General features: G+C 58.5%; 3 protein-coding genes and 1 pseudogene. 3 read left to right on the forward strand and 1 reads right to left on the reverse strand.

Translation table 11 applies throughout. The features are described from left to right. A pseudogene (locus AC1DVH_RS31010) lies at positions 1-162 on the forward strand (energy transducer TonB); the annotation flags it as partial. Beyond that, positions 155-607, forward strand: coding sequence for a ribosomal protein S18-alanine N-acetyltransferase (rimI, locus tag AC1DVH_RS31015; protein WP_477757003.1), 453 nt, complete (start codon positions 155-157; stop codon positions 605-607). The pseudogene AC1DVH_RS31010 and the gene rimI, both read left to right, overlap by 8 nt. An 11-nt stretch (positions 608-618) precedes the next feature. On the opposite strand, the gene AC1DVH_RS31020 is transcribed toward rimI, so the two are convergent. Continuing rightward, positions 619-1023 carry a serine kinase/phosphatase gene (locus tag AC1DVH_RS31020; protein ID WP_477757004.1) on the reverse strand — a complete coding sequence of 135 codons (405 nt, stop codon included), beginning with the start codon at positions 1021-1023 and terminating at the stop codon, positions 619-621. Between the two features lie 168 nt (positions 1024-1191). Here AC1DVH_RS31020 and AC1DVH_RS31025 point away from each other — a divergent pair. Beyond that, on the forward strand, positions 1192-1478 hold a 287-nt coding region (locus tag AC1DVH_RS31025; protein ID WP_477757005.1), incomplete at its 3' end, for a carbonic anhydrase.

The raw sequence follows: 1478 nt of genomic DNA on the forward strand, positions 1-1478 counted from the left end.
GCGGATGCCGAGGCGTTCAATCGCGAGTTGCAGATCGAAGGCCTGGGCTCGGCCTGGGCGGTGCCGGGCCTGGAATTATTAATGGAAGAGCCACAGCGTAAGGCTGATGTCTGGCAAGCCATGCGTCGGCTGATGGCGCGCTGGAAAGAATCGAATGAGTGACGCTGTATCGTTTCGCCCGATGACCGAGGCGGACCTGGAAACTGTACTGAAAATCGAATACGCGGCCTACAGCCATCCCTGGACCCGCGGGATTTTCCTCGATGGCCTGGGCAAGTATCAGATCTGGCTGATGTTCGAAGGTCAGCAACAGGTGGGCCACGGTGTGGTGCAGATGATCCTCGACGAGGCGCACCTGCTGAACATTACGGTCAAGCCGGAAAACCAGGGCCGTGGCCTGGGGCTGACATTGCTTGAGCATTTGATGTCGATTGCCTACAAGGCCGACGCCCGGGAGTGTTTCCTGGAAGTGCGCGACAGCAATACCGCGGCGTTCAAGCTGTACGAGCGTTATGGTTTCAACGAGATCGGCCGACGCCGGGATTACTACCCGGCGGTGGGTGGGCGCGAAGATGCTGTGGTCATGGCCTGCACTTTGGTGGATTGAGTCCGTAGAGCTCAACGTTTTTTGTCGAGAGGATCGCGCCGCGCCAATTCCGCCTCATCCAGACCATTGCCACCGCCAATATCGTCCTCATCGACGATGCTCAGGTCCCAATCCGCGCGGCTATCATTGCCCGCCTCATGGGCATCCCGGGCGCCGTCTTCACGGATCAGGGTTTCCGGGCTCAGGTCATCGTCGGTAGGTTGATGGTCGCCGGTCGAGGCGCCGGCAAGGCCTGCTTCACGTACGCGCCGACGAGGCATCAGTTGCTCGTGCTCCTCATCCGGCAGTTCGTCACCGATTCTGGCGCTGGGCACTTCTTCATCGAAATCCAGTTCATGCACCGAGCCTATGCGGTCTTCGTCGTCATCGATGGGCTCCGGTTGCACCGCATCGTACGGACGTCGTGAATCATTCATGGTAATTCCTCATACTGTAGGCCTTACTACGGTTGACCTACGTGGCTACCGAGAATTCCACCGGCATGGAGCCCCGTGTTCCGGATCAGGAGAGCATCTGCATTTCGCGCGTGACCCCGACGGACGGTTGTCAGTCAAAGCTGCGCATCATTCTTGAGGCTTCAAAGCATGAACGAATTACAAGATCTGATTGATAACAACGAGCGTTGGGCCGCTGCGATCAAGGAGGAAGATCCTGACTTCTTCGCCAAGCTGGCTCGCCAACAGACCCCCGAGTTTCTGTGGATCGGTTGTTCCGATGCCCGGGTGCCGGCCAACGAGATCGTCGGCATGCTGCCGGGCGATCTGTTCGTACACCGTAATGTGGCCAACGTGGTGCTGCACACCGACCTCAACTGCCTGTCGGTGATTCAGTACGCGGTCGATGTGCTCAAGGTCAAACACATCCTCGTCAC

The sequence above is a fragment of the Pseudomonas sp. P4_C3 genome (genome assembly GCF_056402075.1).

Bases quoted from the DNA above. Each gene is read 5' to 3' on its own strand.
- rimI (WP_477757003.1), top strand. From the start codon at position 155: ATGAGTGACGCTGTATCGTTTCGCCCGATGACCGAGGCGGACCTGGAA.
- AC1DVH_RS31020 (WP_477757004.1), bottom strand. From the start codon at position 1,023: ATGAATGATTCACGACGTCCGTACGATGCGGTGCAACCGGAGCCCATC.